The organism is Amycolatopsis sp. TNS106 (genome assembly GCF_019330265.1).
GTDB classification, from domain to species: domain Bacteria; phylum Actinomycetota; class Actinomycetes; order Mycobacteriales; family Pseudonocardiaceae; genus Amycolatopsis; species Amycolatopsis lurida.
The window spans coordinates 2,293,923-2,311,117 of record NZ_CP024972.1 but is presented as its reverse complement, the minus strand read 5'-3'; the positions used below and the strand labels follow the sequence as shown (position 1 = coordinate 2,311,117).

Below are 17,195 nucleotides of genomic sequence, written 5' to 3'. Positions count from 1 at the left end.
GGCACGAACGACAGTCCCGGCAGGCGGCGAAGGAGCATCGGTGGATCTCTCCACGTTGAACAACGACCAGGTTCACGCGGTCGCCGCTCACCTGGCGGTGGCCGAAGCGATCGTCCGGACCCGATGCCCTGCCGAGGTGAAACCCGAAGCACGTCGGTATCGGCTGCGCCTGAACGGCAAACTCGCGCAGGTGACCGCACGGCGGACAGGGGAGTGGCAGGTCACCGACGGCACCCGGCCGCTTCTGGACGACACCGAGGTGTTGGTCCTGGTGGACTTCATCCCCGAGCGCCCGGAGTTCTACGTGATTCCCGCGGGCTGGTTTCGTGCCGATGTCGAACAGCGCTACGCGGCGTTCATGGCGCGGGTGGGGACGCGGCCCCGGAACCCGGACAGCAAGCACCACAGCGTGCGCACCTCTGATGTCGAGCGGTGGCGTGGTAGCTGGGCTGCGGTCATCGGGGAGGCAGCGTGAGCGAGCCGGATCTCGAGAACACCGAAGCGGACGAGTCCGAGGAGGACTATCGGGACAAGTCCCCGTCGGCTGGCCGGATGGGGAAGGCCGTCGAGTATTTGGTGGCGTCGGCGTGCATTCTCGCGTCTCGTGGCGAGCTGAACGCGGCCACATCCCTGGTGGACGACGAGGGCGTGGACCTGGTGTTCAACCGGCGCGGTAGCTCGGCCACGCTGGCCGTGTAGGTCAAGTCGAGGATGTCGGACAGCAAGCGGGTCCAGGCCGGGTCGTTCGTGGCGTTCGTCCGCTCGCAGACGTTCCGGCCGCGGCCTGATCTGGATCTGTTGTTCGTCGCGGTGGATATCGTGGAGGTGTGCCTGATGGCGGCGTGGCTGGTGCAGAGTGAGGACTTCGCCGCACAGGCCGGTACGCCGAACAGCAGGGGGCGCCTGCGGTTCAATGCCTCGCTGAAGTCCGGCTCGCGCGATCGCTGGCACCGGTATCGGCTCACCCCCGCTGAACTCGCACCTCCGGTGCTGGAACGCCTCGCTGACCGCGGCGAATTGTGAACTGCGAGCGGACCGGCTAATCGATGGTGGTGACGTCCGGCTTCGAGCTGCGTGTGCCGATCCCGCGTGACGGCGGTGCTCTCGGGTCAGTGAGCGCGCCCGCCGCGCCTCGACCATCAATCTCGGCCTCCCCCACCTTCGCGGAGATCACCGGCAGGACCGCGCCCGCTCCACTCCAGCCCACCCGGTCAGCCGTAGTGACCACTACGTCCGTTCGACCAAGAGTCACTGGTGAGATCCCAAGTGTTCCACAGCCTATTCAGGACGTTGAGCCCGGTGTCGGGCGACCAAGAAGTACGTCGTCCGCCAGCGCTACGCCTCCGTTCTGATCATCGGAGACGTAGGTTCGACTTGTGTCAGTGAACCAAACCTGTGTGCTGTCGAGCACATTGCCGATCATCCATGCCATCGGTGCTCCTCCCACCGCAAACGGGTCCTGAACCATAGCCACCTCGCCGACGGTCGCCGACACACCGGTAATGCGACCGAGAGCCTCACCTCGCAACGTCAGCACCACGGGAGGATTGAACAGGCGTGTCACCGAGTGCGGTGCCACCGGAGGTTGTTCGAGGTTGCCCAATTCTCCAGCCCAGAGGAAGTCCTGGAGAAGAATCCTGCTTCCGTCGTCGCGGAGCAACCCGAACTCGGATGCCAAGATCGGGCCCGGCGGCGGGCTGATGAAGCCATCTTCAGCGGTCACGTTCACCGCGTCGATGGTCGGCATCCGCGCGGTCGCGGTGATCACGATCTTGGTGAGCCGGTTTTCGAGGTCATCGGGAGTCGGCTTGCGCAGATGGAGGATCACCACGCCGTAGGTATCGGCAACCGACTGCGCGCCAGACTGATAGCCGGTGGTCGTGACCATGACTCCGGTCGTCGGCAACTCCGGGCTGTCCAGGTCGCGCACGACACCGTCAAAGGCGAACACGTCCTTCTGCTTGAGCGGATGCGCGTACCGGCGGCACTCGATGACGATGCGTCGCGGCGAGCCGTCAGCCGCTTCCAGCTCCCAGAGCACGTCGATCTGGTGGGATGTGCTTCGCCCGCGCAGTTTCACATTATGTTCGATTTTGACGTGCTTCCCGGGCGAGCGGTCGGTGATCAACTGAAACAACCGCTTTGTGAGCAGCTCATACTCGGTCGGGTCCATCTCATTGCTCATCGCAACAGGTTCCCACGACGCCCCGCCGGCAGATAGCTGAGAGTTAGTTCAAAGAAGCCTGCGTTCGCTGCTCGCTCCTGCGGCCTGAGCCGTCTCAACGCGACGAGCTGATCGAGATCCGGGACAACCTCGTCGAAGCACAACGCGAAGGCTGGCTCGGCGAAGTCGAGGGCCTAGAGGTCAGCCTCGCCGGCGCAAACGAGAAGCTGTCGCAGCTCGAGGAGACGAACAGGTCAACCACCAGCCACCTCGGCCTACCTGGCTTCGGCCTGGCTGCGGGGTGGTCATACGACTGCTGACAAAGCCAGTCGTCGACTATCGGTCGTTGAGATCCGCGGTCGCGCTGGCCACGTCGGTGAATGAACTCCAGGCGGCGCCCTGCGGCTACCATCTTAGGCTGGACACCAGCAATTCTGGGGGCGCGATGGCCGCTGAGCAGACGCCAGGGACGAGACGATCGCATGCTCGAGAGCCTGGGGAGGCTTCTCCGGTCGTCAGGGTCAACCCGGAAGCAGCGCCGCAACCGCCGAGCGTGCCGGTGTCTCATCCAGTGCTATCCAACCGCGCAATCGCGTGGGCGGCGTTTGTACTAATTGTGGTCGGTGTCGTTTTTGTGGTCGCTCTGCTGATCTTTTTTGGCAACGGGCAGCATGCCGGCCAGCTGGATGCGATCAAGGTGGCCGGCACTGTCGTCCTTGGCACCGGCGGCGCTGCTGCCCTATGGCTGACCGCCCGCAGACAACGAATCAGCGAGATCGCGCTCAATCAGAAGGCGCACGACCAGCACCACTCCGAGCAGCTGTTTGCCTTTCAGCAGCAGCAAGCCGTTGACACCCGAGCTCACCTGGAACGAGTTGCGCTGGCCACCGAAGAGGACGCGCGCGAGCGGCGGATCACCGACCTGTATACGAAAGCGGCCGACCAGCTCGGCTCGGACAAGGCGCCTGTACGTCTAGCAGGGCTGTACGCGCTGGAACGACTTGCCCAAGACAACCCGAATCAACGACAGATGATCGTGAATGTGCTGTGCGCCTACCTGCGCCTGCCGTATTCACCGCCCAACGAGAAGAAACAGCAGCCTCACCGCCGGTCGCGCGCACGGACGGGAATCTCGCCATCCACGCCATTGCCGCCACGGCATCACCCGGAGGAGGAGCTACTGGTTCGCCGAACCGCCCAGCAAATCCTCACAACCCACCTCTACACGTCGGACAAGTCTACCGAGTGGCCTCGGCTCTCCTCGCCGACTGAGCCCGCATTCTGGCCAGGTATCACGCTGAACCTGGCTGGCGCAACCCTTGTCGACTTCGAGCTACAGGGTGAAGTCGCCTCCGCGAACTTCAGGGGTGCCCGCTTCACGGGCGTGGCCAACTTTGCCCACGTCAGATTCAACCAGCACGCGATGTTCACCGATGCCAGCTTCGCGGATGGTCCAGCCCATTTCTATGGCGCGTGGTTCGGCCTGCGCACAAGCTTTATCAATGTCGACTTTGGCGCTGACGAGGCAGTCTTCAAAGAGGCCACGTTTTGCGGCATCACCTTCTTCCGCGGCGCTAAGTTCCGTGGTGGCGTCACGTTGAAGGATGGGCGCGCTCTCGCCAATTTCAACAAGAACTGGGGCGATACGCGAGAGTGGCCGCCAGGTTGGCGCGAACGGCCTCTCGGTCCCGATGAGCAAATGCCGCAGACCAGGTGGACACGCTGGTCGCAGAAGCGCATACAGCCTCCAGCAGAAGATGGCACCTGGGCTGCAGTCGTGCTATCTGATGAAACAACGCCTGTCCTGTGACCGGCTCGGCGATCCAGCTCGTTCGACTGTGTTGCCGTAGTTCGGAGAAGGCCTGCTCTGCTGGGGTTGCAACATGGTTCCCCGCCGGCCGCATCGTCAACACCCTGCGTTCGACACCACACCGGCTCACCTGAGCGTGACATTCACGACGACTGGGGCGAGATCGTTCGCGGTGAGGAATGCGGGAAGCCCGGAGTGGTGAGCGGTTCCGGCTTCGAGGGTCTGTCGTTGTCTGGTCTGACTGGGTGGAGTCACCGCGATCGCCTGGCAGGCCACTGCGCGGGCGTGGGAGGCATAGCTCATGAACACTGGAGCGACCACGAACCCGCCTTCGGGCGACGTCACAGGAGCGGTGATCCAGGCTGGGGCAATCGGCCAGCTGACGGTGTCACCAAGATCGTTGGTGCCGAGGCCACGCCAGTTGCCTGCGGGCATGCGGGATTTCATCGGCCGGGTAAAGGAGTTGGCCGAGCTCGACGAGGCGCTGACTGTCCCGACGGCTGGTTCGGGGCCGTTGGCTGTGGTCGAGGGGATGGGCGGGGTCGGGAAGACGTCGCTGGTGGTCCACTGGGCCCGCCGGGCGGCGGATCGGTTCCCGGATGGCACGTTGTTCGCGAATCTGCGCGGATACGGTCCGAGCGCGCCGCTGTCGCCGGGCGTGGCGCTCGCCGGGTTCACCCAGGCCTTGGGCGGCTCGGCGGAGCAGGTGTCCGCTGACGACGATGCCGTGGCCGGTCTCTATCGGTCGTTGCTGGCTGATCGGCGGGTGCTGGTGGTGCTGGACAACGCCGCGTCCGCCGAGCAGGTGCGCCCGCTGCTGCCTGGCGCGGCGGGTTGTGCGGTCGTGGTCACGAGCCGGGCGGCTCTGCCGGGGTTGCGGGTGACCGATGGCGCTGTGGCGGTCGCTCTGGCGCCGATGCCGGAGCAGGAAGCGGTGTCGCTGGTGCGTGGTGTCGTGGGTGAGGCCATCGCGGATGCCGAGGCTGCCATGGTGGCGGAGCTGGTGGCGTTGTGTGGTGGTCTGCCGTTGGCGGTGCGGGTCGCGGCTTGTCGGGCTGCCATGGCTCGGTACGGCGGGGTGGCCGGGGTGGTGGCCGAGCTCGGGAACGAGCGCGACCGGGTGGCCGGGTTGAGTGTGTCGGGCGATGAGCGGAGTGCGGTGCAGTCGGTGTTCGACGTGTCCTATCAGCGTTTGTCGGCGCAGCAGGCACGTGTGTTCCGGTTGTTGGGGTTGCATCCCGGTCCGGAGTTCGGGGTGCCGGCGGTCGCGGCGCTGACCGGGCTCGACGAGAAGCCGGCCTATCGGATGCTGGAGGACCTGGCGGATCTGCATCTGGTGGAGCCGGTGGGATTCCGGCGGTACCGGCTGCACGATCTGCTGCATGCCTACGCCGTCACCCGGGCCGAGTCCGACGAACCGGGGGAGAGCCAGGAACGGGCCGTGTCGGCGGTGCTGACCTGGTACGCGCAGGCCGCGGATCTCGCTGACCGGGTGGCATACCCGAACAACCCACGCCCGCAGATAGAGCTGCCGCGGGTCCTGCCGGTCCCGGTGTTCGACCGGGCAGAGGCATTGGCCTGGCTGGACATCGAGCTGCCGACGCTGACAGCGGCGGCATGCACGGCTGAACGTGAGGGAGTGTGGGCAGCGGCGGTGGTGCTGGCCGGTGTCCATCACGTAGTGGTCTCGCGTCCCCGTGCGGTGTGGCCGTCGGGTGTGGCCGCGGAGACCGCAGGGGTTGCGGCGGCGCGGGCGGGCGGTTTCCGGCAGGCCGAGGCGCTGCTGCTGATGCGGTTGTCGGACAGTCTCCGGCTGGCGGAGTCGTGGGATGAGGCCTACGAACGCTGCGAACAGGCGCTGCGGCTCGGGCGTGAACTCGACGACGCCGTGACGATCTGCAACGCGGTCAGCGGGCTCGGGCTCGTCCGGTTGTCGCAGCAGCGCTACACCGAAGCCCTGAAGCATTACCTGGAGGCGTTGCCGATCAGCCGCGCCACGGGCCAGCCGCGGCAGGAGGCCGTGATCGAGTGCAACCTCAGCGAGATCCGGATAGCTCTCGGCCAGTACGAGCAGGCCCTTGAGCACGCCGAGCGGGAGTTGGTGTTACGCCGTCAGGCTGGTGACAAGCTCGGGGAGGCGTACGCGCTGTACGGGATCGCCGTCGCGCGCTGGAAGCTGGGCGAACTTCAGTCTGCGATCGACACCGGTGAACAGGCGGTGGAACTGTTCTCCGCCTCGGGCACGACCAGCCGGTTCGCGCTCGGCGCAGTGGAGATGCTGGCCGCCGCCCACACGGAACTGGGCCAGTACGACCAGGCAGCACAAGCGCTGCGGGCCGCGCACGCGGTCATGGTCGAGTTCGGCGACCCGCGCGCGGACGAGGTGGCGCCGCGGCTTCGCGAGCTCGACGCTGCGGCACCACCGGACTCAGCCGCAGGTGGGACATCCGGGGTGGGGTGAATCCAGCCCCAGCCGCTGGCTGTTGTCCAGCCTGACCAGATTCCAGCCGAACTCACCATTGGCCGGGACCGGCGGAGCGCCGGTGATCAGGCTCATCGTCGCGTGAGCGGCCAGCAGCCCGGTCGTGCACGCCGTGATCACGTTCGCCGCGTGCGTCACGGCGACCCCGGCGCCGGGGGACCAGAACGTCACCGGCGGCCCCGCGGCCTGGGCGTGGCGCCGAGCGGTCTGCCCGCAGTCATGGCACGGGCCGGTGCCGGGCTGGTAGAGCCCGACGCTGACCCGTGGCCCCTCGTACCCGCCGTGCACCCACCCCGTGCCAGTCTCTTGGCACGCCTTGGCGGTCCAGTACCGGATCTCCGAGGGCGTGTCCGCGGCCAGCACCAGCACATCGCACCCGATGGCCAGCGCCCGCAGCGCCGCCGTGTCGTCGACGCGCTCCCGCGCGCCGGTGACCCGGACCTCGCTGTTGTGTTCCCGCAGCCGCTGCACGGCCACCTCGACTTTGGGGCGGCCGAGGTCGTTCTCGGTGTAGAGGATCTGGCGGTTGAGGTTGGACACCTCGACCACGTCGTCGTCCACGCAGTGAATCTGCCCGATCCCGGCCACGGTCAGGGCCAGCGCGGCGGTGGCGCCGGCCCCGCCGACGCCGATCACGGTGACCCGGGCCTGGGCCAGCAGCATCTGAACGTCGTGCGCGGACCGTCCCGGCGTCCGGTCGACCCACCGCCACAGTGCCAAAGCAGTCTGGTGGCGGCCGGGTGGGATAGCGGGCCCGGCCTCGTGCAGGTATCCGGCGGCGTCGAGCCTGGTGATGGCTTCGCGGACTTCGGCCGCGGGGTGGGTGGGGAAGCGGTGGGCCAGGTCGGCGACGATCTGGCCCACCGTGCGGGTTCCGTCGAGGGACTCCAGCAACGCCCACACCCACCCGTCCGGATCATCGATCTCGGTACCGATGCCGGGCACAGTGCCACCGATCACGATGAGGTCCTCGCCGTAGCGGACGGGCCGGTGCTCGAACTTGATCATCGGGTGCAACATGGAGCCCTCCACTCACTGCTAGTTGGTGCCGTTCTTCGGGTTGCTGCAGAACGTCATGCGCCGAACGTCACGGAACTCGATCACCGCCACCACCTCCCTTCGCGGATCGGGGAGGCGGCGCCAGTGCACCCCGCCGGCCGAGGCCGCTGGCCACAGACAGCGCGGCAGGACCGGACTGTCAGCCGTCGGCGGGTGGTGGCTGTGAGCGCTCATGGTGTCGGTCTCCGTCTCCGCCCCTTCCTGGTCGAGGAGCTGCCACCGAGCATCGACGGGCACTCCGGACGGCACGTAGGACAGAGGTGCTGACACGACACGAAATTCCTGTCGGCCGATCGAGTGAACTGGAATCCGCTGCTCCGACAGGGACGCGCCGCCACCTGAATGGCGTCAGGTCGGCACATCAGTTCACGGTCAGTCGCGGCCTATCTGCTCGGATAGAAGTAGTGCGGGCTCACACCAGGGTGACGGGGCGGCGGACTTGGTCCGATCAGGACAGAAAGTCGGCACACTGGCGGTCATGTATTCGACGGGGAGGGTCGAGATTCAGCTTCTGGGACCGGTCGGAATCCGCGCCGGCGACGGCAAGGTCGACGTTCCGTCCCAGTCGGCTGTTGTGCGCCTGCTCGCGGTGCTCGCCCTGGAGGCCGGTAAACCGGTCCGTGCGAGCACCCTCGTCGACCAGGTCTGGCTCGACGACGGGCGGGCAGAACCAGGTCGGGGCACGTTGCGACGGAACATTGATCACCTCCGCGACGACCTCGTCGCGGCAGGAGGCAGCCGCGACTGGCTGACATGGGACCAAGCGGCACGGACCTGGACCCTGACAGTGAAACCCGACGCGGTGGACTACCACCGGTTCTACGACGAGATCACCCTCGCCTGCAACGACGCCGACTGGGAACGGCTACGGCAGGCGCTGGCCACCCGGCACGGCACAGTACTGGCCAATGTGCACAACGGGTGGGCTGACGATGCGCGCCGCAAACTTCGCCAGCACCGCCAGACAGCGGCGAAACTGCTGTTCACACACCTGCTGAACGCGCGCCGCCATGACGACCTGATCGCCTTGCTCGGGCCGTGTGAGGACGACATCGTCTACGACGAGAACCTGCTGCTGCTGGGCGCGGAGGCACTGGCCGCGGCCGGGCGCCACGCCGAGGTCGATGCCTGGGCGGCCCGCCTCGACAAACGCAACCACGACGAAGGTGGCGTGGGTCGCTCCATCACCACGCATGCCAGCCTGCAGAAACTGATCGCCGACCCGCCCGGACCGGCCACCCGCTCTGTTGCCCCGGAGGCGCTGGCTCTTCCCCGCGACATCGCCGACTTCACCGGCCGCGAACCGGAACTCGCCACACTTCTCGGCGCGGTCGAGAACGCCGCCGACACCGGGGCCACCACGATCGCCATCCACGCCATCGACGGTATGCCCGGCGTCGGCAAAACCGCCCTGGCCATCCACGCTGCCCACCGACTCGCGCTCCGCTTCCCCCAAGGCCAGATGCTGCTTCCGCTGCACGGGCATGCGCCTGGCCAGAAACCAGCCACCCCGTTCGACGCCCTGCACTCCCTGCTCACCGCCCTGGGTGTGCACGCCGAAGTCCTTAGTGCGCATAAGAGTGTGGATCAGCGGGCGCGGCTATGGCGCAGCCAGATGTCTGACCGCCGGATGCTGGTGATCCTCGACGACGCCGCGACCCACGACCAAGTCGAGCCCCTGCTGCCCGGCACGCCGGGCAGCCTGGTGATCATCACCAGCCGAAACCGGCTCCCCGAACTCGACGACGTCCACCCCGTTTCCCTCGACATCGTCAACCCCGAAGAAGGTGCGGTGATGCTCCTGCGCCGCGCCCGCCGCACCACGGGCACCACCAACGCCGAGCAGGTCGCCCGCGTCGTCGAACTGTGCGGCTACCTGCCGATCGCCATCGCCGTCGCCGCTTCCCAGCTACGTACACACCCTGCTTGGAGCGTGCGCTACCTGGCCGATCAGCTCGCCGACGCCTACGACCGCCTCGACGAACTACAAGCCGGGGAACGCTCCGTGCGCGCGGTGTTCGACACCTCCGTGCAGGACTTGCCTGCCGACCAGCGGGAGCTGTTCACCCTGCTCGGCGAGCACCACGGCCCCGACATCGCCCCTCACGCCACCGCCGCTCTGGCCGACACCACCCCCGCACGGGCCCGCCATTTGCTCCGCGCCCTTCACACCCGCAACCTCGTCCAGGAAACCGGCCCTGACCGCTACCGCCTCCACGACCTGCTTCGCATTTACGCCCACACCCGAGCCAGCGACATCGACCCGCAGCAGCGCCACGACGCCACCACCAGGACCCTGGACTACTACCTGCACACCGCCCACACCGCCACGAGCTTTCTTCCCATGTACTCTCGCCGTTTGCCCATCACACCTGTCGCACCTCTGTATCCGCGACCGATCACTACCCCTGCTGACGCAATGGCCTGGCTGAACATCGAGTTGCCCGCTCTCGCCACCGCGATTCATCACACACAGAACACGCACCCTACCCATACTCTCCAGCTGTCCACCACTCTGCATTCGTACTTCCGCACGGCAGGACAATGGAACCACGCTCATACCATTCATCAGACAGCGATCACTGTCGCCACCCGAAACAACGATCCATACATTCAAGGCACTGCGCTTAGTGAGCTTGGGGCCGTGTATCGGCGGCGCGGGGATCTTGACGCGGCTGAAGACGCGCAGACCCGCGCGCTCCAACTCTATACCGAGAGCGGCAGCCTGCTGGGGCAAGGCAACGCCCTCAGCGAGCTTGGACGCGTGTATCGGCTACGTGGGGATCTTGACGCGGCCGAAGACGCGCAGACCCGCGCGCTCCAACTTTGCATCGACAGTGGTGACCTGGTGGGGCAAGGTGACGCCCTCACAGATCTTGGCCAGGTGTATCGGCGGCGTGGGGATCTTGACGCGGCCGAAAACGCGCAGACCCGCGCGCTCCAACTCTATACCGAGAGCGGCAGCCTGCTGGGGCAGGGCGGCGCGTTCAACGAGCTTGGACGCGTGTATCGGCTACGTGGGGATCTTGACGCGGCCGAAGACGCGCAGACCCGCGCGCTCCAACTCTATACCGAGAGCGGCAGCCTGCTGGGGCAAGGCAACGCCCTCAACGATCTCGGGGCCGTGTATCGGCTTTTTGGAAATCTTGTCGCTGCCGAAGATGCGTATGCCCGCGCGCTCCAGCTCTACACCGACAGCGGTGACCTCGTGTGGCAGGCCAATGCGCACCTGGCGACGGGAATCATCCAGCATCTAAAACACGAGTACGACCTCGCTGCTACCCACATCACCCGAGCGCTAGGTCTCTTCACTCGAGTCGCCGCCATCGACGGCCAAGCCGAGTCCCACAACGCACTCGGCGAACTCGCCCTCGACCACCCTAATGCAGGCGACCCACACACCCACTTCACCACCGCACTCGCCCTCGCCCGTAAGTGCGGCACCAAACTCCACGAGGGTAACGCTCTCGCCGGCCAGGCCAAGTGTCTCGATCGCGCCGGAGACACTTCCCAGGCAGTCGCATTGCTAAAGCAAGCCCTCGCCATCCACCGCGAGATCCACGCCCCCGAGGCTGCTGACACCGAAGCCCTGCTTCGCGCACTCGACCCCAACAAGCCGCTCTGACAAATGTGTCGACTTAGGACGGTCGGGCAAATACATGCGCCTCAAGATATCGAACGGAGTCCATCCCGTCGGCTACAGGCAGTTCTCAATCTGTGGGGAGCGGTGCCCGCGTAGCGCAGAGGCCCGCGAACAGATCACCATGCTCGGCGACGCGTTCCAGGACATCGTCGGCGGTGAACACAAGCCGGTCCGGGCGGCTGCAGGCCTGTATCTCAGCCCAGGTGACCGGTGTGGCGACGGTCGGCTGGTCGCGGCCGCGCAGCGAGTAGGGCGTGATGGTGGTCTTGGCCGGATTGTTCTGGGACCAGTCGATGAACACTCGCCCAGTGCGTTGCGCCTTCGTCATCACCGCGGTCACCCGATCCGGTGTCTCGCGCGCCAGGCGCTGAGCCAGCCGCTTCGCGTACGCCGACGGTGCGGTCGGATCCGCGGTGTCGATGGCGCAGTACAGCTGCAATCCTTTCGACCCGGATGTGGTGGCGAACGCGGTGAGGCCGTCGTCGGCGAGTGCGTGCTGGAGGCGTTCGGCGACCCGGCAGCAGTCCACGATGGATGTCCCGGGTCCGGGGTCGAGGTCGAAGACGAGCCGGTCCGGCGGACGGCGCGCCGGTGGCGGGCCAACATCCACAGTGTACTGGGGGACGTGGATTTCCAGGGTGGCCATGTTCGCCGCCCACACCAGCGCGGCCAGCTCCTCGAACAGCGGGTACTCGATCGGTTCACCGCGTGCGCCGTGACGGCTCCGGCTGCTGGTGCTCGGCAGCGTCACGGTGGGCAACCAGTCTGGCGCGCCGCGGGGGACGTTCTTCTCGAAGAACTGTTCGCCGCCGACGCCGTCGGGGAACCGGATGACCGTGATCGGCCGCCCGGCCAGATGCGGCAGCAGCACGGGTGCGATGTGCGAGATGTAGTGGATTACCTCGCCTTTGGTGAAGCCGTCCGGATACAGGGGTTTGTCGAGGTTCGACAGCGTGAGTTGCCGGGCCCCGGCCTGCACGGTGATCTTCGTGCCGGAGGACGTCGGTGGCTCGGGGCTGCCCTGCGCGAGAGCGGCGGTCTCGGTGGGAGTATCCGGCGCCGGGGGAGCGGCCTCGATCTGGCTGCGCGGCAGGGGCGCCGTGACGTCGCGGGCTGCCTTGTCGTCCCGCAGACCCCGCCACGCCGTGTGGCGCAGGCGGCCGCCGTTGCGGGTGACCTGCCGGTAGAGCACGTTACCGACGAGCACGGGATCCACCCAGCGGGCCCCGCGGATGTCCGCCGGCGGTGGATCGTCCGTGAACGGATGCTGCGTCCGCGCGAGCGGTTCGAGCTGGGTCTGGAGGCGGGCGCGTTCGGCGGTGCTCATTCCGGTGCCCACGTCTCCGATGTAGACGAGGTCGCCGCTGTCGGGGTCGTGGGCGCCGAGCAGGAGGCCGCCGACCATGCCGGTGAAGCGGCCCTGGACGGGTTCCGGTAGGGCGCGATGTCAGAACGTGTCGAATACTTTCTCCCCAGCAACCGCTGAGGCGTGCGGCAGTTCAGTTCATGTGGTCCCGGGAGTTCCCGTCGCACGGTCACTGCCTGGTTCCGCGTTACGCAAACGTTGATTGGATAGTTGATCTTCGTAATGTAGGTTAGTTGGCCTACTGCTCTCGTAACCGGGCCGTGACTGCGGAGACGAGCTCCAGCGGCAGCTGAACCTGCGAGAGCAAACGCCTGAAGCGCAGTTCCGCTTCCCTTACACCACCGATGTCCAGCCAGCACTCAACCAAGGCCATCAACGCCGTGGCAGCGCGCTCGTCGGACTTCAGCTCCACTAGCGTCATGACCGCCGACTCGCCCAACTCGGCTGACCGGACGAGGTCTGCCTTACGGTGCAATAACTGCGCGACCAACGCGTCGACATCGACCGCGTACAGCCTCATGCCGAGCTCGACGTACAGCGTCCTCGCGGCGGCGAGCTCGCGCAGCGCGTCGTCGTCGCGGCCCCGCTTGGTCTCCACAATGCCCAACTCGTAGTGGGCGTGGGCTGTCCTAAGATCGTGTACCGCCGGCAGGGCGAGCACGAACTGGCACCACGATGCCGCGTCATCCAAGTTGTTGGTCACCTCCTCCAGGATGGCGAGGTGCATGGCGGTGCGGGCCTGGTCGCCGACCCCGATCTTCCCTCTCTCCAGCTCGAACGCCGCCGTCAGCCACGTGCGGGCTTGGGCGAACTCGCCGCGCTCGTGGGCGGTCACGCCGAGGAGGCGTTGGATCTCAGCCGCCCGGGTGAACCGATTGTCCAGCAGGGCTTCTCTTACCTCGTTCACCAGTTCCTCGGTCGACCAGGTCGTCTCGTCACCGGAGAGCTGGTCGAGGGCCAGACCGGCCTCGCGAGCTAGGTCGGCGGCCTCGGCCGGTGGCAGCTCCAAATCACGCACGGTCTCGTGCAGCACCGCCCGGCACATCTCGATCTCGCTATCGCCGCGGGCGTGCTGTACCGCCTCAGCGAGGGCCAAGCGGATCTCGGCCAGTTGCCCCAGATTCAAAGCGATCGTGGCGCGCCACAACAACAACTCCGACAGGTGCAGCTGGACCACTGCGGAGTCTTCGCGGTGGTCCAACATGAGCTCGACCTGATCCCTCGCCTCCTTCCAGGCGGAGCAGGCCATCGCAGCCTGGCCGGTGATGTAGTGCAGGGTGAACAGCAGCCCGGTCGCGTCCGGGTCGGTGCGCAGTTGCTCGTAGCGCAGGGCTGCGATCTTGGTCACCACCTCGGTGGCGGTCCACCAACCGGGCGAGCCGTTCGGCTTGTCCTGGTGGTATGCCGTGACGAGGCGCGCGGCGAGGTCGTAGTCGCGGTCGTCGATGGTGCGCAGAGTCGTGTTCCAGACATGGGTGTCCATGGCAGCGGACAGGAGCTCGCGGGCCACACCCGTCTCGTAGGGATGTCCACTTGCATCGTGAGGGAGCGCGTGTATGAGGACCCCATGAACACTTGACGCAGCGGCGCGTTGCAGCCTTCGCAGCTGCTTCCCGGTGAAGCGCCGTGCCAGCTCCCCGCGCAGGGCGTACGACACCACTGGTGGGATGTGGTAGCACAACTCGAAGTCCGGGTCTGGCCGCAATACGCCCGCCTGGTGCGCCTGGTCGAGCAGGTCGCGCCATTGTTCCGCGGTGATGTGCGTGCTGGCGATCTTGCCGAACGTGTCGCCGACCAACCCGTGGTCGGTCATGATCGCCAGCTCGTGCGGGGTGATCATGTAGCCGTAGAGGCCGAGGTACGGCAATGCCGTCCGTAGGCGTGGCGACAGGTCGGCCAAGAGCTGCGCAACGGATGGGTCTAGTAGGGGATCGTCCTGGCCCTGCGGGTAGCCGACGTCCAGCTGCCGGGGGATCTCGGCGGGCAGGAGGCGGCCCCAAGCGCGCAGTACTGCCGCGAGTGTGCCGGGATGCCACCCCGTGCACCGGATCAACCAGTTGAACTCGTAGTCGTTGATCGAGGGCAGCGGACTGCCATCCGGCAGCTCCGACGTTAGCTCGGCCATGACATGCCCCACCAGTTCATCGGGCAGGTCACCGGTCGCGTGGGAGTGGTGGGGGAGCGTGAACGAGTCGTAGCGGACGCTCATCAGCACGCGGTGTTGGGTGGGCAGCGCATGGATTGCCGCCGCGCACTGCTCGACATGCTTGTCGACGTCGTCCCACACGTGCAGTACCCGCTCGTCCGTATCCTCGTCAAAACGTAGATCGGCAACCTCCGCGCCGGAAGCGAGCGCGACGCGGTCAAACCCCCGGCTGAGAAGGGCGTACCGGGAGTAAGCCCGCAGCAGTTCCGTCTTGCCGCTCGCGACGGGTGCGTGCACGACGACGGGATTGCCGCGGTGCAGCTGCCGGTCAATGTCGGCCAGTTCGCCGTCCTGGTACAGCAACGACCGCATCCACACTGGCTCCTGCTCGCGCGGCTCGTCGGCGCTGGCGCGCGGCGCAGCGTCGCGAACCCGCAGGTCGACCGATTGCTGCTCATAGAGCACCGGGATGACGTGGAACGGCCTTCCGCTCATCCCGTCGAGCAGCGCCCGCCTGCCCCGGGCCACTGCGGCGGCCACCGCGCCGCCCTCGATGAGCGCGTCGTAGAACGCGGTGATGAACGTCGCCACCACGCGCGGCGCGACGGCATGTGTCATCGCCAGGACTGCCTGCGTGCCTCGGTCCAACAGGGCGGACGCTACCGACGTCGTCTCGCCCGGGACAGGGTGGTAGGCAGAACGGCATGCATTTAACACCACCAGCTGCGCCTGGTCGACGATGCTCGCGAACTCATGCGCGATGACCCGGTGCGGCTTGCCGTCTGTGTCCTCGAACACTAGCCCGCATTCCGCGTCCTCTGCGAAGCCGTGGCCGTCGAAGTGCAGGAGATCGTAGCCACACGTCAGCACTTCGCGAAGTCGGTCGACCGTGGCCGGGCGCAATAGATCGACCTCCACGTCCCCGCGGGTCAGCTCGGCCGCCCGGAGTAGCGGGCCGCGCACTGTGCCGGCGCGGACGTCCGCCGGTCCGTACGGTCGCGGTGAGACCAGCAGCACCCGCAACGGACCGGCGACGGGGCCGCGCATGTTCCCTGGTCGCGGTGTCGCCCGGCGACGCACCCACTCCCCTGCGGGGTGCAGCAGCTCCCACGGCAGGCCCAGGAAGCCCACCTCGTCCGACACGACGTGCACAACGGACCGCTCGCCACTGTCCGGCAGGGCCGCGAGCAGCGCTGCGCCCAGTGCTTCGACCGCCGACTCGGCCTCAGCGCGGCGGCGCTGGTTCGGCCCGATGGCAGGCTCCGGACAGTCTTCCAACAGCCAGCGCAGCGCCTCGGCGTGCTCGGGCATGCACGGGTTGCGGAACGGGACCACCACTTCGCCCGCCGCCGTGGCCAGGACGACGTGATCACGCCCCCGAGACGCGATGACCAGGTCGGGCAACAGCTCAGCCGCGGTCTGCGGTGCCATCGTCGGACAGGCGCATCTCGGTGATCGTCGTTCCGTCCGACTTCTCGATCTTCTTGAAGTACATCTGCCGGCCCTTAGCGTTGCCCTTCAGCACGCGTTTTAGCAGATCGTAGATGCCATTAGCGGTCACTCCTGCCGTTAGCGAGCCGAGCACGATCACAGCGTGGCCTAGCAGTTCCGACGCGTTGTAGTGGTCGGCGGGAGGCACCACGCGGGCCACCGCCACTTTCGTGCTTGCCTCGTCTCGGTTCCACGCGTGCGCCACCTGCTCGCCGGTCACCTCGAACTCGGGCGACACCGCCACCGTCAGCTCCACTAACGCTCCCCGAATCGCCGAACGTACTCCATCGCAGTATGGGTCGACCGGAGGTCATCTCACGTTACAGACGTTTTTGAAGATCAGAGTTGGTCATCCTCACGTTTTGGCGGGCTAGGTTTGGTACTCGGCGGCAGCCCGGTGAGCCAGAGCGGCCATCGTGTCTTCGAGGCCGCGCTGCACGTCCAGCTGCGGGCGTACTGGTATTAACGGGGATCGCGACGGACACGGGGCTAGCTGCGGCGGGCGCCACACCATGACCTCAGTCGTGTGGGTCCTGGGGTGCTTGAGCCAGGCGTCGGTTCGCTTGTCCCGCGTGTAGGCGCGCGGCGGTTGATCGCGACCAGACTCTCGTGCCCAGCTGCGGCGACGTGGGCCTGCAGGTCAGCAGGGTGGTGCCGTCCGGGGCGATCTGCATCGAGGTGCGATAGCCATCCAGCTTGTACTCGTACGACCAGTTCGCGTCAGCGGGCAGCCGGCCGCGGTCCGGCTTGGCCAGCATCGGTTCGATCCACTCGGGAACCAGGGAGTCGCCGCGGCGTGGCTTGCGCGTCATCTCGTACCTCCCGCCGGCTCCATGACGAGGCCCGCTCGTCGCATGGCCATCGTCCCCCGAAGTGGCGCGGCGTGCATGTCGATAGTCCACATGTGACGCTGTCGGAACAGCAGTGATAGGCATTTCTGCTCAGGTGCGGCTGCTGGGGCGACCACGCCTTAAACCCAGAACAGGGCGGCGTCATACGACCAGTCCTGATCGTGCAGGTAGGTTTCGGATTGC

The 17,195-nt window shown here is 66.8% G+C and carries 14 protein-coding genes; 6 read left to right on the top strand and 8 right to left on the bottom strand.

The features are described from left to right. The first annotated feature begins 40 nt into the window (after window positions 1-40). From CVV72_RS10340 to CVV72_RS10330, 3 genes are read left to right on the top strand one after another with little or no spacing between them, the layout of a single operon-like run. Window positions 41-475, top strand: coding sequence for a hypothetical protein (locus tag CVV72_RS10340; RefSeq protein WP_219152221.1), 435 nt, complete (start codon window positions 41-43; stop codon window positions 473-475). Next, the gene (locus CVV72_RS10335; RefSeq protein WP_219152220.1) at window positions 472-699 is read left to right on the top strand and encodes a hypothetical protein; all 228 of its coding nucleotides are present in this window, start codon (window positions 472-474) and stop codon (window positions 697-699) included. Before CVV72_RS10340 ends, CVV72_RS10335 begins: the two co-directional genes overlap by 4 nt. A gap of 12 nt (window positions 700-711) precedes the next feature. Beyond that, a complete protein-coding gene (locus CVV72_RS10330) occupies window positions 712-1,023 on the top strand; it encodes a hypothetical protein (protein WP_219152219.1) in 312 nt (103 codons plus the stop codon). Between the two features lie 259 nt (window positions 1,024-1,282). Here CVV72_RS10330 and CVV72_RS10325 read toward each other — a convergent pair whose 3' ends face one another. Continuing rightward, window positions 1,283-2,185, bottom strand: a complete 903-nt coding sequence (locus tag CVV72_RS10325) for a restriction endonuclease (protein ID WP_219152218.1) — start codon at window positions 2,183-2,185, stop codon at window positions 1,283-1,285. 613 nt (window positions 2,186-2,798) lie between these two features. Here CVV72_RS10325 and CVV72_RS10320 point away from each other — a divergent pair. Then, window positions 2,799-3,974: a hypothetical protein gene (locus CVV72_RS10320; protein WP_219152217.1), complete on the top strand. Its 1,176-nt coding sequence runs from the start codon at window positions 2,799-2,801 to the stop codon at window positions 3,972-3,974. A 126-nt stretch (window positions 3,975-4,100) separates the two neighbouring features. On the opposite strand, the gene CVV72_RS10315 is transcribed toward CVV72_RS10320, so the two are convergent. After that, entirely contained in the window at window positions 4,101-4,409 is a 309-nt protein-coding gene (locus tag CVV72_RS10315) for a hypothetical protein (RefSeq protein ID WP_219154439.1), read from the bottom strand. On the opposite strand from CVV72_RS10315, the gene CVV72_RS10310 reads away from it, so the two are divergent. Beyond that, entirely contained in the window at window positions 4,408-6,435 is a 2,028-nt protein-coding gene (locus tag CVV72_RS10310; RefSeq protein WP_255632627.1) for a tetratricopeptide repeat protein, read from the top strand. The two genes, CVV72_RS10315 and CVV72_RS10310, sit on opposite strands and share 2 nt — an antisense overlap. Here CVV72_RS10310 and CVV72_RS10305 read toward each other — a convergent pair. Together CVV72_RS10305 and CVV72_RS10300 are read right to left on the bottom strand one after the other, a co-directional pair. Then, the gene (locus tag CVV72_RS10305) at window positions 6,403-7,476 is read right to left on the bottom strand and encodes a ThiF family adenylyltransferase (RefSeq protein WP_219152215.1); all 1,074 of its coding nucleotides are present in this window, start codon (window positions 7,474-7,476) and stop codon (window positions 6,403-6,405) included. The genes CVV72_RS10310 and CVV72_RS10305 overlap by 33 nt on opposite strands. A gap of 18 nt (window positions 7,477-7,494) precedes the next feature. Then, complete coding sequence (locus tag CVV72_RS10300) at window positions 7,495-7,785, bottom strand: hypothetical protein (protein WP_219152214.1); 291 nt, start codon at window positions 7,783-7,785, stop codon at window positions 7,495-7,497. Window positions 7,786-7,993: 208 nt separating this feature from the next. On the opposite strand from CVV72_RS10300, the gene CVV72_RS10295 reads away from it, so the two are divergent. After that, window positions 7,994-11,140 (top strand): tetratricopeptide repeat protein, encoded by a 3,147-nt coding sequence (locus CVV72_RS10295; protein WP_219152213.1) that lies wholly within the window; start codon window positions 7,994-7,996, stop codon window positions 11,138-11,140. A gap of 85 nt (window positions 11,141-11,225) precedes the next feature. On the opposite strand, the gene ligD is transcribed toward CVV72_RS10295, so the two are convergent. The 4 genes from ligD to CVV72_RS41575 all read right to left on the bottom strand — a co-directional run bounded on the left by ligD (window position 11,226) and on the right by CVV72_RS41575 (window position 16,973). Next, window positions 11,226-12,563, bottom strand: a complete 1,338-nt coding sequence (gene ligD / locus CVV72_RS10290; RefSeq protein ID WP_219152212.1) for a non-homologous end-joining DNA ligase — start codon at window positions 12,561-12,563, stop codon at window positions 11,226-11,228. Between the two features lie 199 nt (window positions 12,564-12,762). Beyond that, entirely contained in the window at window positions 12,763-16,101 is a 3,339-nt protein-coding gene (locus CVV72_RS10285; RefSeq protein ID WP_219152211.1) for a CHAT domain-containing protein, read from the bottom strand. Next, window positions 16,079-16,417: a hypothetical protein gene (locus CVV72_RS10280; protein ID WP_219152210.1), complete on the bottom strand. Its 339-nt coding sequence runs from the start codon at window positions 16,415-16,417 to the stop codon at window positions 16,079-16,081. Before CVV72_RS10280 ends, CVV72_RS10285 begins: the two co-directional genes overlap by 23 nt. 262 nt (window positions 16,418-16,679) lie before the next feature. Then, entirely contained in the window at window positions 16,680-16,973 is a 294-nt protein-coding gene (locus CVV72_RS41575; protein ID WP_255632626.1) for a hypothetical protein, read from the bottom strand. Window positions 16,974-17,195: the final 222 nt, after the last annotated feature.